At 59.9% G+C, this 22,179-nt stretch carries 22 protein-coding genes; 17 read left to right on the top strand and 5 right to left on the bottom strand.

From position 1 onward, the window contains the following. Positions 1-59: 59 nt before the first annotated feature. Positions 60-1,625: a methyl-accepting chemotaxis protein gene (locus HK44_RS04435; protein ID WP_019689560.1), complete on the top strand. Its 1,566-nt coding sequence runs from the start codon at positions 60-62 to the stop codon at positions 1,623-1,625. A gap of 187 nt (positions 1,626-1,812) precedes the next feature. Here the strand turns inward: HK44_RS04435 and HK44_RS04430 are convergent, their stop codons facing one another. Beyond that, positions 1,813-2,490 (bottom strand): alpha/beta family hydrolase, encoded by a 678-nt coding sequence (locus HK44_RS04430; RefSeq protein ID WP_019689559.1) that lies wholly within the window; start codon positions 2,488-2,490, stop codon positions 1,813-1,815. Positions 2,491-2,588: 98 nt separating this feature from the next. On the opposite strand from HK44_RS04430, the gene ccoN (HK44_RS04425) reads away from it, so the two are divergent. The 8 genes from ccoN (HK44_RS04425) to ccoP (HK44_RS04390) all read left to right on the top strand — a co-directional run bounded on the left by ccoN (HK44_RS04425) (position 2,589) and on the right by ccoP (HK44_RS04390) (position 9,505). Beyond that, positions 2,589-4,013: a cytochrome-c oxidase, cbb3-type subunit I gene (gene ccoN / locus HK44_RS04425; RefSeq protein ID WP_019689558.1), complete on the top strand. Its 1,425-nt coding sequence runs from the start codon at positions 2,589-2,591 to the stop codon at positions 4,011-4,013. 10 nt (positions 4,014-4,023) lie between these two features. Continuing rightward, positions 4,024-4,632, top strand: a complete 609-nt coding sequence (ccoO, locus tag HK44_RS04420) for a cytochrome-c oxidase, cbb3-type subunit II (protein WP_019689557.1) — start codon at positions 4,024-4,026, stop codon at positions 4,630-4,632. A gap of 3 nt (positions 4,633-4,635) precedes the next feature. After that, a complete protein-coding gene (locus tag HK44_RS04415) occupies positions 4,636-4,857 on the top strand; it encodes a cbb3-type cytochrome oxidase subunit 3 (protein WP_019689556.1) in 222 nt (73 codons plus the stop codon). Next, positions 4,854-5,807, top strand: a complete 954-nt coding sequence (gene ccoP / locus HK44_RS04410) for a cytochrome-c oxidase, cbb3-type subunit III (RefSeq protein ID WP_019689555.1) — start codon at positions 4,854-4,856, stop codon at positions 5,805-5,807. The genes HK44_RS04415 and ccoP (HK44_RS04410) overlap by 4 nt, the downstream gene beginning before the upstream one ends. A 482-nt stretch (positions 5,808-6,289) precedes the next feature. Then, the gene (gene ccoN / locus HK44_RS04405) at positions 6,290-7,732 is read left to right on the top strand and encodes a cytochrome-c oxidase, cbb3-type subunit I (RefSeq protein WP_019689554.1); all 1,443 of its coding nucleotides are present in this window, start codon (positions 6,290-6,292) and stop codon (positions 7,730-7,732) included. Further along, positions 7,732-8,340, top strand: coding sequence for a cytochrome-c oxidase, cbb3-type subunit II (ccoO, locus tag HK44_RS04400; RefSeq protein ID WP_019689553.1), 609 nt, complete (start codon positions 7,732-7,734; stop codon positions 8,338-8,340). The genes ccoN (HK44_RS04405) and ccoO (HK44_RS04400) overlap by 1 nt, the downstream gene beginning before the upstream one ends. 5 nt (positions 8,341-8,345) lie before the next feature. After that, positions 8,346-8,531, top strand: coding sequence for a CcoQ/FixQ family Cbb3-type cytochrome c oxidase assembly chaperone (locus HK44_RS04395; RefSeq protein WP_003175465.1), 186 nt, complete (start codon positions 8,346-8,348; stop codon positions 8,529-8,531). Then, entirely contained in the window at positions 8,528-9,505 is a 978-nt protein-coding gene (gene ccoP / locus HK44_RS04390) for a cytochrome-c oxidase, cbb3-type subunit III (protein WP_019689552.1), read from the top strand. Before HK44_RS04395 ends, ccoP (HK44_RS04390) begins: the two co-directional genes overlap by 4 nt. Before the next feature lie 78 nt (positions 9,506-9,583). Here ccoP (HK44_RS04390) and HK44_RS04385 read toward each other — a convergent pair whose 3' ends face one another. Beyond that, a complete protein-coding gene (locus tag HK44_RS04385) occupies positions 9,584-10,594 on the bottom strand; it encodes a metallophosphoesterase family protein (RefSeq protein WP_019689551.1) in 1,011 nt (336 codons plus the stop codon). A 473-nt stretch (positions 10,595-11,067) separates the two neighbouring features. On the opposite strand from HK44_RS04385, the gene ccoG reads away from it, so the two are divergent. The 8 genes from ccoG (at position 11,068) to HK44_RS04345 (ending at position 19,599) form a co-directional block, all read left to right on the top strand. Further along, positions 11,068-12,483 (top strand): cytochrome c oxidase accessory protein CcoG, encoded by a 1,416-nt coding sequence (gene ccoG, locus HK44_RS04380; protein WP_019689550.1) that lies wholly within the window; start codon positions 11,068-11,070, stop codon positions 12,481-12,483. 11 nt (positions 12,484-12,494) lie between these two features. After that, complete coding sequence (locus tag HK44_RS04375) at positions 12,495-13,034, top strand: FixH family protein (RefSeq protein WP_019689549.1); 540 nt, start codon at positions 12,495-12,497, stop codon at positions 13,032-13,034. Positions 13,035-13,169: 135 nt separating this feature from the next. Beyond that, positions 13,170-15,620 carry a heavy metal translocating P-type ATPase gene (locus tag HK44_RS04370; protein ID WP_019689548.1) on the top strand — a complete coding sequence of 817 codons (2,451 nt, stop codon included), beginning with the start codon at positions 13,170-13,172 and terminating at the stop codon, positions 15,618-15,620. 22 nt (positions 15,621-15,642) lie between these two features. Continuing rightward, on the top strand, positions 15,643-15,873 hold the full coding sequence (gene ccoS, locus HK44_RS04365; RefSeq protein WP_019689547.1) for a cbb3-type cytochrome oxidase assembly protein CcoS: 231 nt from the start codon (positions 15,643-15,645) through the stop codon (positions 15,871-15,873). Further along, a complete protein-coding gene (locus tag HK44_RS04360; protein ID WP_019689546.1) occupies positions 15,866-16,549 on the top strand; it encodes a sulfite exporter TauE/SafE family protein in 684 nt (227 codons plus the stop codon). The genes ccoS and HK44_RS04360 overlap by 8 nt, the downstream gene beginning before the upstream one ends. A gap of 226 nt (positions 16,550-16,775) precedes the next feature. After that, positions 16,776-18,158 carry an oxygen-independent coproporphyrinogen III oxidase gene (hemN, locus tag HK44_RS04355; protein ID WP_019689545.1) on the top strand — a complete coding sequence of 461 codons (1,383 nt, stop codon included), beginning with the start codon at positions 16,776-16,778 and terminating at the stop codon, positions 18,156-18,158. Positions 18,159-18,237: 79 nt separating this feature from the next. Beyond that, positions 18,238-18,972, top strand: a complete 735-nt coding sequence (fnr, locus tag HK44_RS04350) for a fumarate/nitrate reduction transcriptional regulator Fnr (RefSeq protein WP_019689544.1) — start codon at positions 18,238-18,240, stop codon at positions 18,970-18,972. 78 nt (positions 18,973-19,050) lie between these two features. Beyond that, complete coding sequence (locus HK44_RS04345) at positions 19,051-19,599, top strand: adenine phosphoribosyltransferase (RefSeq protein ID WP_019689543.1); 549 nt, start codon at positions 19,051-19,053, stop codon at positions 19,597-19,599. A 22-nt stretch (positions 19,600-19,621) separates the two neighbouring features. Here the strand turns inward: HK44_RS04345 and HK44_RS04340 are convergent, their stop codons facing one another. From HK44_RS04340 to HK44_RS04330, 3 genes are all read right to left on the bottom strand, one after another. Next, positions 19,622-20,770, bottom strand: a complete 1,149-nt coding sequence (locus tag HK44_RS04340; protein WP_019689542.1) for an acyl-CoA dehydrogenase family protein — start codon at positions 20,768-20,770, stop codon at positions 19,622-19,624. 205 nt (positions 20,771-20,975) lie between these two features. Beyond that, entirely contained in the window at positions 20,976-21,578 is a 603-nt protein-coding gene (recR, locus tag HK44_RS04335; protein ID WP_019689541.1) for a recombination mediator RecR, read from the bottom strand. 205 nt (positions 21,579-21,783) lie between these two features. Further along, a complete protein-coding gene (locus HK44_RS04330; RefSeq protein WP_008028561.1) occupies positions 21,784-22,122 on the bottom strand; it encodes a YbaB/EbfC family nucleoid-associated protein in 339 nt (112 codons plus the stop codon). Between the last annotated feature and the right edge of the window lie 57 nt (positions 22,123-22,179).

The following is a 22,179-nucleotide window of genomic DNA, read 5'->3' as shown; positions in this document are numbered from 1 at the left end:
TTCAATTTATTCCTGGCACTGCCGATACCCTCTCAAAGCCTTGCGGATTGATAATAACCATGCGTAATAACCAGCCCATTACACAACGCGAACGGACCTTCCCGGCTCAGCAACGGTTGATCTCAACGACCGATGCCAAAGGCGTGATCACCTACTGCAACGACGCCTTCGTCGAAATCAGCGGGTTTTCTCGTGAGGAACTGATCCGTGCACCGCACAACCTGGTCCGTCACCCCGACGTTCCGTCTGCGGTCTTCGCGCACATGTGGAGCACATTGAAACAAGGCTTGCCATGGATGGGCATTGTCAAGAATCGCTGCAAGACCGGTGACCACTACTGGGTTAACGCCTATGTCACACCAGTGTTCGACGGCAATCAGGTGGTCGGCTACGAGTCGGTGCGGGTCAAGCCCACCGCCGAACAGATCCGCCGCGCCGAAGCGCTCTACCAACGTATCAATCAGGGCAAGTCGGCTATTCCCCAGACAGACAAGTGGCTGCCGGTGCTACAGGACTGGTTACCGTTCATTCTGATCAGCCAGATGAGCTTCATGATCGGCGCCACGCTTAACTCGCAGTGGGGTTTTGCGCTGGCCGCCGGATTGTCCGTGCCGCTCGGCCTGCTGGGTTTAAGCTGGCAACAGCGTGGCCTCAAGCGCTTGCTGCGCCTGGCCGAGCAGACCACGTCCGACCCGCTGATTGCGCAGATGTACACCGACAGCCGCGGCGCTCAAGCGCGCCTGGAAATGTCGATCCTCAGCCAGGAAGCCCGTCTGAAAACCTGCCTGACTCGCCTGCAAGACACCGCCGAGCACCTGACCGAGCAAGCTCGACAGTCCGACACCCTGGCGCACAAAAGCTCGACGGGCCTGGAACGCCAGCGCGTCGAGACTGAACAAGTGGCGACCGCCGTCAACCAGATGGCCGCCACCACCCAGGAAGTCGCCAGCCACGTGCAACGCACCGCTGACGCTACCCAGGAAGCCAATCGCCTGACCGGTCGTGGTCGTGACATCGCCGGTGAAACCCGTGATGCGATCCAGCGCCTGTCGGTGGTGGTCGGCGAAACCGGTCTGACCGTGACCCAACTGGCCAAGGACAGCGACGAAATCGGCGGCGTGGTCGACGTGATCAAAGGCATCGCCGACCAGACCAACCTGCTGGCCTTGAACGCGGCCATCGAAGCGGCTCGTGCCGGCGAGATGGGTCGTGGCTTTGCGGTGGTTGCCGACGAAGTAAGGCAACTGGCGCAACGCACCAGTGAATCGACCGGGCAGATCCACGCCCTGATCGCCAAGCTCCAGCAGACCGCCGGCACCGCGGTGCAAACCATGGAAGCGGGTCACCGTCAGGCTGAAGAAGGCGTGGCGCGGGTTCTGGAAGCCGACCAGGCACTGGTGGGTATCAGCGAAGCAGTGGCCAACATCACCGACATGACCACGCAAATCGCTGCTGCGACCGAAGAGCAAAGTGCGGTAGCCGAAGAGATCAGCCGCAACATCAGCACCATTGCGCAACTGGCTGACCAGACCTCGGAACAGGCACAGAACTCGGCGCTGCTGAGTGAAGAGCTGACGCGTACAGCGAGTACCCAGTACTCGTTGGTGGAGCGGTTTAACCGCTGATCGTTGCTGGCAAATACAAAAACCCGGGAGGTGATGCTTCCGGGTTTTTTATTGCCAGTTTGAAACTGATGTCGTCTCTCAGGCCCTCATCGCGAGCAGGCTCGCTCCCACAGGGATTTGTGCATCACCACAATCCATTGTGGGAGCGAGCCTGCTCGCGATGAGGCCGCAACTGCCACCATCATTATCAGAGAAGTAACTCAGCAACCTTCTGCGCCGCAGCCGCCAAATGCTGCTCATGAGTAAACCCGGACGCCTTCAACGGCTTCAAATCATGATCGCCAGCCGCTAGCCAAAACACCTCGATACTCGGCGACAGCACGTAACCCTCGACCGCCTCACGATCCCCCAACGCATCCCGCTCACCCTGCACAATCAACGTCGGTGTCTTGAGCCCGGCCAGATGCTCGACTCGCGGCTTCTCGGGTTTGCCTACCGCGTAAAACGGATACCCCAGACACACCAGCGCATCCGCGCCCAACTCATCGGCCAGCAAACTGGCCATGCGCCCGCCCATGGACTTGCCGCCGATGGCCAGACGCCCAGTGACATGGCGTCGCACCACCGCATAGACCTCACGCCAGCACTCCAACAGTTTCGGTGCCGGATTCGGTGGCCGCTTACCGCCATCGACACGTCGTTGCGCCATGTAGGGAAACTCGAAGCGCAGTACGTTGACGCCTTGATCGGCAAGGCGTGCAGCCATGTCGTTCATCCAGTCGCTGTCCATGGGCGCACCTGCGCCATGAGCCAGGATCAATGTCGCCGATGCCGGCGCGACAGCGGCATCCCACAGCCATCCGCGATCCTGCACGCACTGCGCCCATTGATCCCCGTCAATACTGGCCTTGTGCTGTTTGTCCATGCTTGCCTCGCTTTTAATCTGCCTATAACTCCAGGCGAAGGGAGCGTCATCGCCTAGCGCGGATGCTTTCACTTCGGCTGAACCGTGGATGGGGAACCATGAACACTTCTTTAAGTACCGCCTATAACTACAAGGTGGTCCGCCAATTCGCCATTATGACGGTGGTGTGGGGCATCGTCGGCATGGGGCTCGGGGTTTTTCTCGCGGCTCAATTGGTCTGGCCCGAACTCAACTTCAATTTGCCCTGGACCAGCTTCGGCCGTTTGCGCCCGCTGCACACCAACGCGGTGATCTTCGCGTTCGGCGGCTGCGCCCTGTTCGCCAGCTCCTTCTATTCGGTGCAACGTACCTGCCAGACGCAGCTGTTCGCGCCGAAAATCGCCGCATTCTGCTTCTGGGGCTGGCAGTTGGTCATTGTCCTGACCGCCATCAGCCTGCCGCTGGGCTACACCACTTCCAAGGAATACGCCGAGCTGGAATGGCCGATCGCCATTTTGATCGCCATCGTCTGGGTCGCCTACGGCGTCGTTTTCTTCGGCACGGTGATGAAGCGCAAGACCAAGCACATCTACGTCGGTAACTGGTTCTTCGGTGCGTTCATCATCACCGTGGCCATCCTGCATATCGTCAACCACGCCTCCCTGCCGGTGAGCTGGGCCAAGTCCTACTCGGCCTACGGCGGTGCGACGGATGCCATGGTGCAGTGGTGGTACGGGCACAACGCGGTAGGTTTTTTCCTCACCGCAGGCTTCCTCGGGATGATGTATTACTTCGTGCCGAAACAGGCTGAACGCCCGGTGTATTCGTATCGCCTGTCGATCGTGCACTTCTGGGCACTGATCACCCTGTACATCTGGGCCGGCCCGCACCACCTGCACTACACCGCCCTGCCGGACTGGGCGCAGTCGCTGGGCATGGTGATGTCGCTGATCCTGCTGGCACCGAGCTGGGGCGGGATGATCAACGGCATGATGACGCTCTCGGGCGCCTGGCATAAGTTACGCAGCGACCCGATCCTGCGCTTTCTGGTCGTGTCGCTGGCGTTCTACGGCATGTCGACCTTCGAAGGGCCGATGATGGCGATCAAAACGGTCAACGCCCTCTCCCACTACACCGACTGGACCATCGGCCACGTACACGCCGGCGCACTCGGCTGGGTGGCGATGATCTCGATCGGCGCGCTGTACCACATGATCCCGAAAATCTTCGGCCGCACGCAGATGTACAGCCTCGGCCTGATCAACGCGCATTTCTGGCTCGCCACCATCGGCACCGTGCTCTACATCGCCTCGATGTGGGTCAACGGCATCGCCCAGGGCCTGATGTGGCGCGCGGTCAATGAAGACGGCACGCTGACCTACTCCTTCGTCGAAACCCTGGTGGCCAGCCACCCAGGCTACATCGTGCGGCTGGTGGGCGGCGCGATCTTCTTCAGCGGCATGCTGCTGATGGCTTACAACACCTGGCGCACCGTGCGTGCCGCACAGCCAGCCGAAGTCGCCGCCGCGGCGCAGATGGCCTGAGGAGTCCGCCATGAAACACGAAACGATTGAGAAAAACGTCGGCCTGCTGTTGCTGCTGATGGTCTTCGCGGTGAGCATCGGCGGTCTGACCCAGATCGTCCCGCTGTTCTTCCAGGACGTCACCAACAAGCCGGTCGAAGGCATGAAGCCATACACCGCACTGCAGCTCGAAGGTCGCGACATCTACATCCGCGAAGGCTGCGTCGGTTGCCACTCACAGATGATTCGTCCGTTCCGCGCCGAGACCGAGCGCTACGGCCACTACTCGGTGGCCGGTGAAAGCGTCTGGGATCACCCGTTCCTGTGGGGCTCCAAGCGCACCGGCCCGGACCTGGCCCGGGTCGGCGGTCGCTACTCGGAAGACTGGCACCGCGCGCACTTGTACAACCCGCGCAACGTGGTGCCGGAGTCGAAGATGCCCGCCTACCCATGGTTGGTGGCCAACGCGCTGGACAGCAGCCACACCGAAACCAAGTTGCGGACCATGCGCACCCTCGGCGTTCCGTACACCGACGAAGACATTGCAGGCAGCGTCGAAACGCTCAAGGGCAAGACCGAAATGGATGCGCTGGTCGCCTATCTGCAAGTGCTCGGCACTGCAATCAAGAGCAAGAGGTGAGCCATGCCCATGTCTTTTATAGAGAGCGAAATGAGTACCGGAATGATCCGCGGCCTGGGCACCGTCGTCGTCTTCATAGCCTTTGTCGGCCTGACACTGTGGGTGTTCAACAGCAAACGCGGCCCGGAATTCGCCGAGGCGCGCTTGCTGCCCTTTGCCGATGAACCGCAACCCGACGACACCCATAGCCAAGCGACGGCAACAACAAGGAGTACCCAGCCATGACGACCTTTTGGAGTACGTGGATCTGCGTACTGACCATTGGCAGCCTGATCGGCCTGACGTGGCTACTGATCGGCACCCGCAAGGGCGAAACCAAGGGCAGCGTCGACCAGACCATGGGCCACAGCTTCGACGGCATCGAGGAGTACGACAATCCGTTGCCGCAGTGGTGGTTCATGCTGTTCGCTGGGACCCTGGTGTTTGCCGTCGGTTACCTGATCCTCTATCCGGGCCTGGGCAACTGGAAAGGCATTCTGCCGGGTTACGAGGAAGGCTGGACCGGCGCCCACGAATGGGAAAAGGAAATGGCCAAGGCCGACGCCAAATTCGGGCCAATCTTCGCCAAATTCGCGGCCATGCCCGGGGAAGAAGTCGCCAAAGACCCACAAGCGCTGAAAATGGGCGGACGCCTGTTTGCCTCCAACTGCGCGGTCTGCCACGGCTCGGATGCCAAGGGCGCGTTTGGTTTCCCCAACCTCACCGACGACATCTGGCGTTGGGGCGGCAGTGCCGAAACCATCAAGACCACGATCATGGGCGGACGCATGGCGGCCATGCCGGCCTGGGGTGAAGTACTGGGCGAGACCGGGGTGAAAAACGTCGCAGCGTATGTACGTCACGAGCTCGCCGGCCTGCCGCTGCCAGCCGACAGCGGCGTCGACCTGCAAGCCGGACAGCAAACGTTCAGCACCACTTGCGTAGCGTGTCACGGTGCAAAAGGTCAGGGCACGGAACTGATGGGGGCACCCAATCTGACGCAACCGACAGGCTTCATCTACGGCACCAGCCTGACGCAGCTGCAACAGACCATCCGCCATGGTCGCCAGGGTCAGATGCCGGCGCAGCACGAACTGCTCGGCAACGACAAGGTGCAACTGCTGGCCGCGTATGTGTACAGCTTGTCTCACAGCCCCGGCGCCGATCATTTGCAGGCTGAAAGCAAAACCGAATAAATCGTCACCACCCGACTGCTGCATTCACCCGAATGCGGCAGTTCCCTGTTCCTTTGCGACGCATTGTCGCACCCTCCATGGGTCTGCCTTTCGGTTCGGTGGATTCGCGTCTACGCTTGCTTCGAAGCGGACTGGCAACAGCCGGTCAAAGGTCAACCGTACACGATGCGTTCAACGAATCTGTTCGATGACAGGCCGCAAAGGCTGGTAGATACCGGCTGTCGTGCAAATTGCCGTCTGTCACCTGCTCGCCTCGCTTGAACACGCCCCGTTACAACTGACCCGACCTCCTCGCCTTTTTCGTCCGCCGAGACATTTTGCCCATGGGCAATTTTGTCCCTACGCGGAGCATGGAAAGGCCGCAGAATCAGCTTTTGAAAGCATTGACACGGGTCATGGCGCGTTGCAATGACCCCCCGCTTTCTCCATACTTGCGACCGATTTTTATCCCTAATAAAACACCTAAACCGTGGAACCTTAGAATGAGCACAGCAATCAGTCCGACTGCTTATAACTATAAGGTAGTCCGCCAGTTCGCCATCATGACGGTGGTCTGGGGGATCCTTGGCATGGGGCTCGGGGTCTTCATCGCCTCACAGCTCGTATGGCCAGAACTTAACTTTGGCCTGCCGTGGACGACGTTTGGACGCCTACGCCCGTTGCACACCAACCTGGTGATTTTCGCCTTCGGTGGTTGTGCACTGTTTGCCACTTCCTATTACGTCGTGCAGCGAACCTGCCAAACGCGACTGATTTCCGACAGCATGGCCGCCTTCCACTTCTGGGGATGGCAGGCTGTCATCGTTGGCGCGATCGTTACCTTGCCGCTGGGTTACACCACCACCAAGGAATACGCGGAACTGGAATGGCCTCTGGCTATCCTGCTGGCTATCGTCTGGGTCACCTATGGCCTGGTGTTCTTCGGCACCATCGTCAAGCGCAAGACCAAGCACATCTACGTCGGTAACTGGTTCTACGGCGCCTTCATCATCGTTACGGCGATGCTGCACATCGTCAACCACGCGTCCTTGCCGGTCAGCTTTTTCAAGTCCTACTCGGCGTACGCCGGTGCGACTGACGCCATGATCCAGTGGTGGTACGGCCACAACGCGGTCGGTTTCTTCCTGACTACCGGCTTTCTGGGGATGATGTACTACTTCGTGCCGAAACAGGCCGAGCGTCCGATCTACTCGTATCGCCTGTCGATCGTGCACTTCTGGGCACTGATCACCCTGTACATCTGGGCTGGCCCGCACCACCTGCACTACACCGCACTGCCGGACTGGGCTCAGTCGCTGGGCATGGCGATGTCGATCATCCTGCTGGCGCCAAGCTGGGGCGGCATGATCAACGGCATGATGACCCTCTCGGGCGCCTGGCATAAGCTGCGGACCGACCCGATCCTGCGTTTCCTGGTCGTGTCCCTGGCGTTCTATGGCATGTCGACCTTCGAAGGCCCGATGATGGCCATCAAGACCGTCAACTCGCTGTCTCACTACACCGACTGGACCATCGGCCACGTACACGCCGGCGCCTTGGGCTGGGTGGCAATGATTTCGATCGGTGCGCTGTACCACATGATCCCGAAAGTCTTCGGTCGTCCGCAGATGCACAGCATTGGCCTGATCAACACGCACTTCTGGCTCGCGACCATCGGTACCGTGCTCTACATCGCTTCGATGTGGGTCAACGGCATCACCCAGGGTCTGATGTGGCGTGCAATCAACGACGACGGCACCCTCACCTACTCCTTCGTCGAAGCGTTGCAAGCCAGCCACCCTGGCTTCATCGTTCGCGCCCTTGGCGGTGCGTTCTTTGCCAGCGGCATGCTGTTCATGGCTTACAACGTGTTCCGTACCGTTCGCGCCTCGAACCCGGCTGAAGCTGAAGCCGCCGCTCAGATCGCTGTAGTTGGAGCTCACTGATGAAGCATGAAGTAGTCGAGAAGAATATCGGCCTGCTGGCCTTCTTCATGGTCATCGCCGTCAGCATCGGCGGCCTGACCCAGATCGTCCCCCTGTTTTTTCAGGACGTGACCAACAAGCCGGTTGAAGGCATGAAGCCACGCCCGGCGCTGGAACTTGAAGGCCGTGACATTTTCATCGCCAACGGTTGTGTCGGCTGCCACTCGCAGATGATCCGTCCGTTCCGCGCTGAAACCGAACGTTATGGCCACTACTCGGTAGCCGGTGAAAGCGTTTGGGACCACCCGTTCCTGTGGGGCTCCAAGCGTACCGGTCCGGACCTGGCCCGCGTAGGCGGTCGTTATTCCGATGACTGGCAGCGTGCGCACTTGTACAACCCGCGCAACGTGGTGCCTGAGTCGAAAATGCCGGCTTACCCGTTCCTCGTGGAAAACAAGCTCGACGGCAAGGACACCGCGAAGAAAATGGAAGTCTTGCGCACCCTCGGCGTTCCTTACACTGACGAAGACATCGCCGGTGCAAAAGATGCCGTGAAGGGCAAAACCGAAATGGACGCGCTGGTGGCCTATCTGCAAGGCCTGGGCACTATCATCAAAAGCAAACGGTGATCTGGATGGATATCGGGATGATTCGTGGCCTGGGCACCGTTGTCGTGATGGTTGCCTTTATCGGTCTGGCGCTGTGGGTGTTCAGCCCCAAGCGCAAGTCGGAGTTTGAAGACGCGACCTTGCTGCCTTTCGCGGATGATCCCGAAGCCATCAAGCACGTCGAGCAAGCTTCTAGGAGTAACAAAGAATGACTACGTTCTGGAGTCTGTATGTCACAGTCCTCAGTCTGGGTACCATCTTCGCCCTGACCTGGCTGCTGCTGTCGACCCGCAAGGGCCAGCGCGCCGAGCAGACGGATGAGACGGTTGGCCACGCCTTCGACGGGATCGAGGAATACGACAACCCGTTGCCGAAATGGTGGTTCATGCTGTTTGTCGGCACCATCATCTTCGCCTTGGGCTACCTGGTGCTGTACCCGGGCCTGGGCAACTGGAAAGGCCTGCTGCCGGGTTACGGCTACCTCGACAACGAGAAGCAGACCGCGTTCGCCAACGGCCAGTCCGGCTGGACCGGCGTTCACGAGTGGGAAAAGGAAATGGCCAAATCGGACGCCAAGTTCGGTCCGATTTTCGCCAAATTCGCGGCCATGCCAATTGAAGAAGTTGCCAAGGACCCACAAGCCCTGAAGATGGGCGGCCGTCTGTTTGCCTCCAACTGCTCGGTTTGCCACGGCTCCGACGCCAAAGGCGCTTACGGCTTCCCGAACCTGACCGACGAAGACTGGCGTTGGGGTGGCGAGCCACAAACCATCAAGACCACCATCATGGGCGGCCGTCACGCGATGATGCCAGCCTGGGGTGAAGTGATCGGCGAGCAAGGCGTCAGCGACGTAGCCTCGTTCGTGCTGACCAACCTCGATGGCCGCAAGCTGCCGGAAGGCGCCAAGGCCGACCCGGTTGCCGGCCAGAAGATTTTCGCCGCCAACTGCGTGGCTTGCCACGGTCCGGAAGGTAAAGGCACCCCAGCCATGGGAGCACCTAACCTGACCCACCCGGCAGCGTTCATCTACGGTTCGAGCTTCGCTCAACTGCAGCAGACCATCCGTTACGGCCGTCAGGGCCAGATGCCTGCGCAAGAACAGCTGCAAGGCAACGACAAGGTTCACCTGCTGGCCGCTTACGTCTACAGCCTGTCTCACGGTGAGAAGGCTGCGAACGCCGAGTAAGGCAAACGCGTGATCGCACTAAAAAACGGCCCCGCCAGTGATCTGGCGGGGCCGTTTTCATTTCCGTCCCTGATTTGCTTACTTCAAGACCGGGATGACCTTATCGACCTTTCGGCTTGGCCAGTTACTGTTGCGGACAACGCTGACTGCCAGAGACTGCCAGTCAGCGGTAAAACTGGCAATCAGATAAGTTTGTTGGGAGGCAGAGCCGCTTAGAAAGACCGGCACATCACCAAAGTACTGTGGCTTGCCCCAATCAAAGTAAGTCCCCGCGCCCCAGTGATCATGCCCACCAAAGACCGCCGTTACCTTGTATTTCTCGACCATCTGTTTAAATCTCGAAATCTGCTCGTCGCTGCCGTCCCACTGATAAACCTTGTGCATATTCAGAATAATGATTTTGCCCTCCTCTCTCGCCCTCTTTAAATCCCGCTCCAGCCAGTCAAGCGCAGGCGTAAATTCAAAGGCTGTTGGAGAAAGCGGAATACCGGAAGAGAAACTCACGGTATAGGTCGGCTCATTATTCAATTGAACCATATGCACATCACCGACATTTTTCGAGTAAGCGAGGCTGCCATAATAGACAATCCCCAAGCCTGAACTTCTTGCCGCCAGATCCATGGAATCGATTTTTCCCCAGTAGCGATCCTTGAGCTCGTTGACACTGCCAGCCGCACAGCTATTCAGGAAACAGTCGTCCACGTTATTGGCATAGTCATGATTACCCAGCCCGTAATCATATAGCCCCTCCAGTTTATTCTCGAAAACCGATTTCATGTATGAACGTTCGCCACCATGACCAAAGGCTGTGATATCACCGTTAATCATCACCGGTATGCGGGATGCCCCGCCATTCAGTTTCCTGAAACTTGAAATATCGGAGTACTGCAACTCTATCAGCTCTTTTGAGCGAGCCTCTTTGTTGGGGTCCGAAAGATTATCATCCGTGAGATCAGTCCAGGGGTATTGCGAATCCGATACAAACACCATATGACGCGGCGTCTCTGCCGATGAGGCGCCATAGACCACAGGAACAACCAACGCCAGTGCAAGACACACCAGCCACACACACTCTTTATATAAAGTCATAGAAATCCATTTCCATCGATATTTAACAGCCACTCCATAGCGGCAAGTGCAAAATATATCGCCCACTGACAATTAACAAACGACCAGCCTCTGCAGATCAATAGTAGATATGTCCAATACTTCCTGACACTCGCGCATTTCAAAACACTCACTAAAAAATGTTCTATATAGTCCAGCGCAAGTGAACGTCAGACAGTGGAAGGCGAGGGATGAGGGACTCGGACTGGGCGCGCCCCTTGCGGGCGCGCGGTTGTATCCCTGGCCGGACGGACAGCTATACTCAACAAGTCAATTGATCTGCATCACGATTTGTTACATTTGCTACACCATCTACGAATTTTCACCAACGCGACCAAAGGTCGCACCCTTGAACTAGAGCGACAGGCGTATCATTGCGCCACTGCAACAACCCTTTTTGACCGCGGTCGGCACGTACTGACCGGGGCATTTTTCCACTGCCGTGGGATGCAATCATGAGCAACCAGATTCCGGTACACGACGTCACCCCACCCTCCAAGAACGCAAATAATAGCGTCGACCTCTACGCCTCTCGGGAAAAAATCTACACCCGCGCCTTCACCGGACTGTTCCGCAGCCTGCGAATGGTCGGCGGTGCCGTGTTGTTTCTGCTGTATTTCGGCACGGTCTGGCTCAATTGGGGCGGTCACCAGGCGGTCTGGTGGAACCTGCCCGAGCGTAAATTCTTTATCTTCGGTGCGACCTTCTGGCCACAGGACTTCATCCTGCTGTCCGGTCTGCTGATCATCAGCGCCTTCGGCCTGTTCTTCATTACCGTGTACGCCGGACGCGTCTGGTGCGGCTATACCTGCCCGCAGAGTGTCTGGACCTGGATTTTCATGTGGTGCGAGAAGGTCACCGAGGGCGACCGCAATCAGCGCATCAAGCTCGACAAGGCACCGATGAGTGCCAACAAGTTCTTGCGCAAGTTCAGCAAACACAGCCTGTGGCTGTTGATCGGCTTCGTCACCGGCATGACCTTCGTCGGCTACTTCTCGCCGATTCGAGAACTGACGATCGATTTCTTCATGGGCCAGGCCGATGGCTGGTCGTATTTCTGGGTCGGTTTCTTCACCCTCGCCACTTACGGCAATGCCGGCTGGTTGCGCGAACAGGTGTGCATCTACATGTGCCCTTACGCACGCTTCCAGAGCGTGATGTTTGACAAGGACACGCTGATCGTCTCCTACGACCCGCGCCGTGGCGAAGCCCGCGGTCCGCGCAAAAAAGGTATCGACTACAAGGCTCAGGGCCTGGGCGACTGCATCGACTGCACCATGTGCGTTCAGGTGTGCCCGACCGGTATCGACATCCGTGACGGCTTGCAGATCGAATGCATCGGTTGCGCTGCCTGCATCGACGCCTGCGACAGCATCATGGACAAAATGGACTACCCGCGCGGCCTGATCAGCTACACCACCGAGCACAACCTGTCCGGGCAAAAAACCCATAAACTGCGTCCGCGCCTGATCGGTTACGCGCTGGTGTTGCTGGCCATGATCAGCTTGCTGATCACCGCGTTCTTCATGCGTTCGCTGGTCGGCTTCGATGTCAGCAAGGACCGTGTGTTGTACCGCGAAAACGCCGAAGGCCGGATCGAGAACGTCTATAGCCTCAAAGTCATGAACAAGGACCAGCGCGACCACACCTACGTGCTGGAAGCCTCCGGGCTGCCGGATCTCAAGCTGCAAGGCAAGCGCGAGATCAAGGTAGCTGCTGGCGAAATCTTCAGCATGCCGGTCGAGCTGTCGAGTGCGCCGGAACAACTGCCGTCCAGCACCAACGAGGTGAAGTTCACCCTCAAGGATGCCGACGACAACAACGTCCACGTTGAAGCCAAGAGCCGATTCATCGGCCCACAAATTCGTTGAGAGAAGTCATCATGCCTGCAGCAACCGCCACCAGCCCTTGGTACAAGCACCTCTGGCCATGGATCATCATCGGGATTCTGACCTGTTCGGTGACCCTGACCCTGTCCATGGTGACCATTGCCGTCAAAAACCCGGACAACCTGGTCAACGACAACTACTACGAGGCGGGCAAAGGCATCAACCGTTCGCTGGACCGCGAGTTGCTGGCCCAGACCCTGCTGTTGCGCGCCAACGTGCATCTGGATGAGGTGACCGGTGAAGTCGACGTGCGCCTGACCGGCAACAGCACGCCTGCGACCCTGGAACTGAACCTGATCTCGCCGACCCAGCCGGAAAAAGACCGCAAGATCACCCTGACCCGCAGCGCAACCGAGCCAGGTCGTTATATCGGTCAGCTGACCGACAAGATCGAAGGCCGGCGCTTCGTCGAGCTACTGGGCAGCCAGGACAATCATGTGTGGCGAATGTTCGAAGAAGAACAAATCGGCCACGACAAGCATTTGCTGCTCGGTGACGAACCGCTGCAAGGCGCGGAAGACCTGAAGCAGTAAAGAGCCAGCGCTTCGCGAGCAGGCTCGCTCCCACAGTGACCTCTGGCGTACACAACTCTTGTGCATGACATTGATCAAATGTGGGAGTGAGCCTGCTCGCGATGAGGCCCTCCCGGACGATATAGACCTTATCGCATGACCACTCCACTCCCCTGCTACCACTGCGCCCTGCCCGTTCCCTCCGGCAGCCGGTTTACCGCCGTCATCCTCGGCGAAACCCGCGAGCTCTGCTGTCCGGGTTGCCAGGCCGTGGCCGAGGCGATTGTCGCGGGCGGGCTGGAGCACTATTACAGCCATCGCAGTGAGGTTTCGGCCAACCCTGAAGCCCTGCCGGTGCAACTGGTGGACGAACTGGCGCTGTATGACCGCGCCGACGTGCAACAACCGTTTGTCCGCCACGAAGGCGGCCTCGCCGAAACCACCTTGCTGATGGAAGGTATCAGCTGCGCGGCCTGCGGCTGGTTGATCGAGAAACACCTGCGCAGCCTGCCGGCCGTGGCCGAGGCGCGACTGAACCTGTCCAACCATCGCCTGCACGTGAGCTGGTCCGACAGCCAGTTGCCATTGAGCCAGGTGCTCAGCGAACTGCGCCACATCGGTTACGCCGCCCACCCCTACCAGGCCGACCAAGCCTGCGAACAACTGGCCAGCGAAAACCGCCTGGCCCTGCGCCAACTGGGCGTCGCCGGCTTGCTGTGGTTCCAGGCAATGATGGCGACCATGGCCACCTGGCCGGAATTCAACATCGACCTCAGCCCCGAGCTGCACACCATCTTGCGCTGGGTCGCTCTGTTCCTGACTACACCGATTGTGTTCTACAGCTGCGCACCATTCTTCAAAGGTGCGATGCGTGACCTGCGCACCCGCCACCTGACCATGGACGTTTCCGTTTCGCTGGCCATCGGCGGCGCCTACCTTGCCGGGATCTGGACCTCGATCACCGGAGTCGGCGAGCTGTATTTCGACGCAGTCGGGATGTTTGCGCTGTTTCTGTTGGCGGGCCGCTATCTGGAACGCCGCGCCCGTGAACGCACCGCCGCCGCCACCGCGCAATTGGTGAACCTGCTGCCCGCGTCGTGCCTGCGTCTGAGCGCGGACGGCCAGAGCGAGCGCATCCTGCTCAGCGAGTTGCGTCTCGGCGACCATGTTTTGGTACATCCCGGCGCCATCCTCCCGGCCGACGGCAAGATCCTCGATGGCCAGTCGAGCATCGATGAATCGCTGCTGACTGGCGAGTACCTGCCGCAACCTCGGACACTCGGCGATGCGGTGACAGCCGGCACCCTGAATGTCGAGGGCGCGCTGACCGTCGAAGTGCTCGCGCTGGGTCAGGACACTCGCCTCTCGGCCATCGTCCGCCTGCTGGATCGCGCTCAGGCCGAGAAGCCGCGCCTGGCACAAATCGCCGACCGCGCTGCGCAGTGGTTCCTGCTGTTATCACTGATTGCCGCCGCGGCCATTGGTTTGCTCTGGTGGGAGCTGGACGCGTCCCGTGCGTTCTGGATCGTACTGGCGATGCTGGTCGCGACCTGCCCTTGCGCCCTGTCGCTGGCCACGCCGACCGCGCTCACCGCCGCCACCGGCACCTTGCACACACTCGGCCTGCTGCTGACCCGCGGCCACGTGCTGGAAGGTCTGAATCAAATCGACACGGTGATTTTCGACAAAACCGGCACGCTCACCGAAGGTCGCCTGGCCTTACGTTCGATTCGAGCACTGGGCGCACTCGACAGCGATCAGTGCCTGGGCCTCGCCGCCGCCCTGGAAAACCGTTCTGAACACCCGATTGCCCGCGCCTTTGGCCGAGCGCCGCTGGCCGCCGAAGAAGTCTTCAGCACCCCGGGATTGGGCCTTGAGGGCCTGGTTGGCGAACAGCGCCTGCGCATCGGTCAACCGGCGTTTGTCTGCGAACTCAGCGGCTGCGCTGTGCCGGCAATCCCGGATGAAGCCGGCCAATGGCTGTTGCTTGGCGACAGCCATGGCGCACTGGCCTGGTTCGTGCTCGATGACCGTCTGCGCAACGATGCACCTGCGCTACTCGCGGCGTGCAAAGCACGCGGTTGGCGCACGTTGCTGCTGTCCGGCGACAGCTCGCCGATGGTCGCCAGTGTCGCCGCCGATTTGGGTATCGACGAGTTCCAGGGCGGCTTGCGCCCGGATGACAAGCTGCAGGTGCTCAAGCAGTTGCACCAGCAAGGTCGCAAGGTGTTGATGCTCGGTGACGGGGTCAACGACGTGCCGGTGCTGGCCGCCGCCGACATCAGCGTGGCCATGGGCTCGGCCACCGATCTGGCGAAAACCAGTGCCGACGCGGTGCTCCTGTCCAATCGTCTCGACGCCTTGGTGCAAGCCTTCAGCCTGGCCCGGCGTACACGTCGGGTAATCATCGAGAACCTGTTGTGGGCCGGGCTGTACAATGGCCTCATGTTGCCGTTCGCCGCCCTCGGCTGGATCACTCCGGTTTGGGCTGCGGTCGGCATGTCGATCAGTTCGTTGACCGTGGTGCTGAATGCACTTCGCCTGACTCGCATGCCGAGCCAGCCAAGCGCCAGTGCCACGCCAGTCACCCGCCCGCTACCGGCTTGATCCGGTCAGGCATGGAGTCCAGATGCCAGCTCTTTATGTGATGATCCCGGCAGCGCTGCTGATCGTCGCCATCGCCATTTACATTTTCTTCTGGGCGGTCGACAGCGGTCAGTACGACGACCTCGACGGTCCGGCCCACAGTATCCTGTTCGACGACCAGGACCCGAGCCATCAGGCAGCAGTCGACGAAGCCAGCGGTCACGCACCGACCGATCCGGCCAAGCCGAGCGACAAGGCCCCGCCTCATGCTTGAGTTGGCGCCACTGCTGGTTTCTGCGGTGATCCTTGGCCTGCTCGGCGGCGGGCATTGTCTGGGCATGTGTGGCGGGTTGATGGGCGCGTTGACCCTGGCGATTCCCAAGGAACAACGCAGCCGGCGCTTTCGCCTGTTGCTGGCGTACAACCTCGGACGGATTCTTAGCTACGCCACCGCCGGTCTGCTGATCGGCCTGGCGGGATGGGCGGTGGCCAACAGCCCGGCAGCGATGTTCATGCGGATCCTCGCCGGCTTGCTGCTGATCGCCATGGGCTTGTATCTGGCGGGCTGGTGGAGCGGCCTGACCCGCATCGAAAGCCTGGGACGCGGCCTGTGGCGCTACATACAGCCAGTTGCCAACCGTTTGCTGCCGGTATCGAGCCTGCCGCGCGCGTTGCTGCTTGGCGCACTCTGGGGCTGGCTGCCGTGCGGTTTGGTCTACAGCACGCTGTTGTGGTCTGCCAGCCAGGGCAATGCCATCGACAGCGCGTTGTTGATGCTCGCGTTTGGCCTAGGCACCTGGCCGGTGCTGCTCGCGACTGGTCTTGCCGCCGAGCGGGTCACCGCGCTCTTGCGCAAACGCAGCGTGCGCATGACCGGCGGTTTGCTGGTAATCCTGTTTGGCCTCTGGACCTTGCCGGGGCCGCATCAGCATTGGTTGATGGGGCACTAAAACTGTGGCGAGGGGGCTTGTCGGAACGCCGCACCGCCCCGTTTGGCTGCGCAGCAGTCGCAAGATCATAGGCAGGATACGGTTGCAGATTTTGGGGGCGCTTCGCAGCCCAGAGAGGGCAAGCCCTCTCGCCACAAGCCAGCTACCCTTGATGCAAATCAAGATGCCCCAACGCCGCCCCCCCTAGACTCGCCAACACTGCCAGCCTATCCGGGGGAATGCCCGCATGCTCGACGCCATTCGTTGGGACACAGATCTGATCCGCCGTTACGACCTGGCGGGACCACGCTACACCTCGTACCCGACCGCGGTGCAATTCAACAGCCAGGTCGGCACTTTCGACCTGTTTCATGCCCTGCGCGAAAGCCGCAGGGCCCTGCGCCCGCTGTCGCTGTATGTGCACGTGCCGTTTTGCGCAAACATCTGCTACTACTGCGCCTGCAACAAAGTCATCACCAAGGACCGCGGCCGCGCCCTGCCTTACCTGCAGCGCCTGGAACAGGAAATCCAGCTGATCGCCTGTCACCTGGACCCGAACCAGAAAGTCGAGCAACTGCATTTCGGCGGCGGCACCCCGACCTTTCTCAGCCATGACGAACTGCGCCAGTTGATGGCGCAACTGCGCAAGCATTTCAACCTGCTGGACGATGACTCCGGTGATTACGGCATCGAGATCGACCCACGGGAAGCCGACTGGTCAACCATGGGCCTGCTGCGCGAACTGGGTTTCAACCGGGTCAGCATCGGCCTGCAAGACCTTGACCCTGCCGTACAGCGTGCGGTCAATCGCCTGCAAAGCCTGGAAGAAACCCGTGCGGTGATCGAGGCGGCGCGTACCTTGCAGTTTCGCTCGATCAACATCGACCTGATCTACGGCCTGCCCAAGCAAACCGCCGAGAGCTTCGCCCGCACCGTGGACGAAGTCATCAACCTGCAACCGGATCGGCTCTCAGTGTTCAACTACGCGCACCTGCCCGAACGTTTCATGCCACAACGGCGAATCAACAGCAGCGACCTGCCGGCCCCCGCCGAAAAGCTCAACATGCTTCAGCGCACCATCGAGCAACTGACCGCCGCCGGTTATCGCTACATCGGCATGGACCATTTCGCCCTGCCGGATGATGAACTGGCCATCGCTCAGGAAGAGTCGACGCTGCAACGCAACTTCCAGGGTTACACCACCCACGGTCATTGCGACCTGATCGGCCTTGGCGTGTCGGCCATCAGCCAGATCGGTGATTTGTACTGCCAGAACAGCAGCGATCTGAATGAGTACCAAAACACCCTGGCCAGCGCACAACCGGGCACCAGTCGTGGATTGCTGTGCAACCAGGACGACCGCCTGCGGCGAGCCGTGATTCAGCAATTGATCTGCACGTTCAGCCTGGCATTCGCCCAGATCGAGCAGGCGTTCAACATTGATTTTCGCGGCTACTTCAGCGAGCTCTGGCCGCAATTGCAGGCCATGGCCGAGGATGGCCTGATCGAACTCGACAGCGAAAAAATCGTGGTCCTGCCGGCCGGGCGGTTGTTGGTCCGTTCGGTGTGCATGGTCTTCGATGCGTATCTGGAACAACAGAATCGCCAGCGTTTCTCTCGGGTGATTTAAGACACCGCAGACTGGCCTCCAGGTCATTGTGTGAGTTACCCTTACATCTTATGTGTGCTTTCCCACAAGGATCTAAGAAATGTCCGAGCCAGTTAAACTGCGCGCTCACAGCCAGGCACATTGCAAGGATTGCAGCCTGGCCCCCCTCTGCCTGCCACTTTCTCTGAATCTGGAAGACATGGAAGCGCTGGACGATATCGTCAAACGTGGTCGCCCGCTGAAAAAAGGCGAGTTTCTGTTTCGTCAGAGCGACCAGTTCGATTCCGTTTTTGCAGTACGCTCCGGCGCGTTGAAAACCTTCAGCCTAAGCGATGGCGGCGAAGAACAGATCACCGGCTTCCACCTGCCGAGCGAACTGGTCGGCTTGTCGGGCATGGACACCGAGAGCCACCCGGTTTCGGCCCAGGCGCTGGAAACCACCTCGGTCTGCGAAATCCCCTTCGAACGCCTCGATGAACTGGCCCTGCAACTGCCGCAATTGCGCCGCCAATTGATGCGCGTGATGAGCCGCGAGATTCGTGACGATCAGCAGATGATGCTGCTGCTCTCGAAGAAAACCGCTGACGAGCGCATCGCCACGTTCCTGGTCAACCTGTCGGCCCGTTTCCGCGCACGCGGATTCTCTGCCAACCAGTTCCGCCTGAGCATGTCGCGCAACGAAATCGGCAACTACCTGGGCCTCGCAGTGGAAACTGTGTCCCGGGTATTCACGCGCTTCCAGCAAAACGAGCTGATTGCCGCCGAAGGCAAGGAAGTGCACATCATCGACCCGATCCAGCTATGTGCGCTGGCCGGTGGCTCGGTCGAAGGCTGACATTGTGATTGCGGCTGAGCGAACCTGCCCAGCCGCAGTTATACTTCGCCGTTTGTAGCCTGCCAGGACACCTCGACGATGGTCATCGACTCCTTCGACATCAAATCCCTGATCCGCCCCGTGATCGATTTTCCAAAGCCGGGCGTGATCTTTCGCGACATCACCCCACTGTTCCAGTCCCCGAAGGCCCTGCGCCTGGTGATGGACAGTTTCGCGCACCGCTACGTCGAGACTGACTTCACGCACATCGGCGCCATGGATGCGCGCGGCTTCCTGATCGGCTCGATCCTCGCCTATCAGTTGAACAAGCCACTGGTGCTGTTCCGCAAGCAAGGCAAACTGCCGGCTGACGTGCTGTCCGAGGGGTATCAGACCGAGTACGGCGAAGCTTTTCTTGAAGTTCACGCCGACAGCCTCTGCGAAGGCGACTCGGTGCTGATCTTCGATGACCTGATTGCCACTGGCGGCACGCTGATCGCTGCGGCCAACCTGGTTCGGCGCATGGGCGCGCGGGTGTTCGAAGCTGCGGCAATTATCGACCTGCCGGAACTGGGCGGCTCCCAGCGGCTGGAAGACATGGGCATCCCGACGTTCTGCCTGACGCAGTTTTCGCTGAGCGAAAGATAAGTCGGCGTCGTCACCGCCTCATTCAAAGCCCCATCTGCTTGCTGATGATTTCATTCATCACTTCCCGCGTGCCGCCGCCAATAGACAGGATCCGGCTGTCGCGGTACAGCCGCTCCACCAGGCTTTCACGCATGTAACCCAGCCCACCAAGAATCTGCACCGCGTCACTGGTGATGCGATCGGCAGTGTCGGTGGCAACATTCTTGGCCATGGAAATTTCCTTGATCACGCTCTGCCCCGCTGCCATTTTCGCGGCCTGGCGATAGGTGAATTCCCGCGAGACTTCCAGCGCCGTGGCCATCTCCGCCAAGCGATGCCTGAGCACCTGAAACTTGCCAATCGGCTTGCCGAACGCTTCGCGCTGCCGAGCCCATTTCAGGCTTTCTTCCAGCGCCAGTTGCGCAGTCATGTTGGCCATCAACGCCAGCGCCAGGCGCTCGTTTTGAAAGTTGCCCATGATGCAGGCAAAGCCCATGTTCTCGACGCCGATCAGGTTGCCCACCGGCACACGGCAATCATCGAAAAACAGCTCGGCGGTATCCGACGCCCACCAGCCCATTTTTTTCAGCTGACGACCGACAGTGAATCCTGGCGTGCCCTTCTCGATCAGCAGCAGGCTGATGCCGCCAAAACCCGGCTCACCGGTACGCACCGCGACGGTATGGAAATCCGCACGAACACCGCTGGTGATAAAGGTTTTACTGCCACTGACCCGGTAGTAGTCCCCATCGCGCACGGCGCGGGTTTGCAGGTTGGCCACATCGGAGCCGCCGCTGGGCTCGGTAACCGCCAGCGCGCTGATTTTTTCGCCGCAAAGGACTTGCGGCACCACTCGGTCACGTACCTCGGGCCTGGCCCATTTGAGGATTGGCGGCAGACCGATGTCCAGCGAGCCCAGCCCCGCCACCAGCCCGCCAGAACCACAGCGCATCAGTTCTTCAGTGGCGGCGATCTTGGCGAACAGGTCGCCTTCGTGGCTGCCACCCAGCGCTTCGGGATAGCCAATCCCGAGAATCCCCGCAGCGCCGGCCTTGAGGTAGAGTTCACGAGGAAAGCTCTCGGCCTCCTCCCACTGATCGATGTCCGGAAGAATCTCGCGCTCGACGAAACGTCGCACGCTGTCGCGGACCAACTGATGGCCGGGGTCGAAGTATTCCTGAAAGGCAGGCATCGGCGAGCTCCACTGAAGGTTCAGCGAACTTACCGAGCGCTTGCTTGGTTTTCAAGATGTCCGAAACTTTCATGTGGCGAGGGAGCTTGCTCCCGCTGGGTTGCGAAGCGACCCTAAATTCAGCCACCGCAAGTATTCGGATGTAACGCGATTGCCGGATTACGACCGCTTCGCGGCCGAACGGGAGCAAGCTCCCTCGCCACAGTTACAACACGATTGGCTTACGCCCCGCGAAGGAGTGGGCCAATGTCCCGCCATCCACCAGCTCCAGCTCGCCACCCAACGGCACACCATGAGCAATGCGCGAGGCGATCAGGCCTTTATTGCTGAGCAACTGGGCGATGTAGTGCGCTGTCGCTTCACCTTCAACCGTCGGGTTGGTCGCCAGGATGACTTCAGTGAGCGCACCCGACTCTTCGATCCGCGCCAGCAATTGCGGAATACCGATGGCTTCCGGCCCCAGGCCGTCGAGTGGCGACAAATGTCCCTTGAGCACGAAGTAGCGACCGCGAAACCCGGTCTGCTCCACGGCATAGACATCCATCGGGCCTTCGACCACGCACAGCAAGGTGTCATCGCGGCGAGGGTCCGCGCACTGCGGGCACAGATCGTCTTCGGTCAGTGTGCGGCACAGTCGGCAATGGCCGACCCCTTCCATGGCCTGACTCAAGGCCAGCGCCAGCCGCGAGCCACCGCTGCGATCACGCTCGAGCAGTTGCAACGCCATGCGCTGGGCGGTTTTCTGACCAACACCTGGCAAGATGCGCAAGGCGTCGATCAGTTGGCGAATCAAAGGGCTGAAGCTCATGGGGGAAACGTCCGACAAAACAACGAGACGCGGTTTATACCCGCGCCTCTGGCCAGCGTCAAATACTCATCTGTGGCGATGTTTTTGCTTTCACTGTGGCGAGGGGGCAAGCCCCCTCGCCACAAAAACGAACGGTGTGTCGTATTAACAAAAATGCCAGGCTGAGTGCCTGGCATTTTTGTAGACCATCCGACGCGTCAGCGAATCAGAATGGCAGTTTCATGCCCGGCGGCAGTTGCATGCCTGCGGTCATGCCGGACATTTTGTCCTGGCTGTTGGCTTCGATCTTGCGAACGGCGTCATTGACGGCGGCGGCGAACACGGCCTCCAGCATCTCCTTGTCGTCTTCGCTCAGGCCTTCTACCAGGCTTGGATCGATGGTCACGCGCTTGACGTCGTGACGACCGGTCATCACCACGGTGACCATATCGCCACCGGCTTTACCGGTGACTTCGGCGTTGGCCAGCTCTTCCTGCATCTTGGCCATCTTTTCCTGCATCTGCTGCGCCTGCTTCATCAGGCCGGCCATGCCACCTTTCATCATGGGAATCACCTCAAAAGTACTTGGATCAAAACAGCGCCCGGCCCAATGGGCCGAACA

The sequence above is a fragment of the Pseudomonas fluorescens HK44 genome, assembly GCF_000217955.3.
Taxonomy (GTDB): Bacteria; Pseudomonadota; Gammaproteobacteria; order Pseudomonadales; family Pseudomonadaceae; genus Aquipseudomonas; species Aquipseudomonas fluorescens_AQ.
The sequence above is the reverse complement of the archived record's forward strand: the minus strand, read 5'-3'. Positions and strand labels throughout refer to the sequence as shown.